1 pseudogene is annotated in these 275 nt (G+C 69.1%); it reads left to right on the top strand.

Annotation, left to right across the window (positions count from 1 at the left end):
- Positions 1–275 (top strand): annotated as a pseudogene (locus GV790_RS30225) (DUF1254 domain-containing protein); the annotation flags it as partial.

Here is a 275-nt window from a genome sequence, read left to right as displayed (position 1 = left end):
GCATGAGATCCTGCAAACCGAGCCACTCAACCCCGACTACCGTCACCAGTACGGTGAGCTCGCCGCGCTTGGCATCCTGCGCGGTGCGCCTTTCGCTCCCGATCGGCGCATGGCCGCCATCCTCACCGACGCGGCCCGCCGCGGTCACCTGCACCTGTGCGTGCAGTCGTTCGCCGACCGCAGGCGGGACCGGATCGTGTGGCCGGACAGACGCTGGGAATGGGCCGTGCTGCGCCCGGAGAACGGTACCTTCGACGCCGAGGGCTACACCGATC

The sequence above is a fragment of the Nocardia cyriacigeorgica genome (genome assembly GCF_010858045.1).
In the GTDB taxonomy this organism is placed as follows: Bacteria; Actinomycetota; Actinomycetes; order Mycobacteriales; family Mycobacteriaceae; genus Nocardia; species Nocardia cyriacigeorgica_E.
This window is presented reverse-complemented; position numbering and strand designations above follow the sequence as displayed.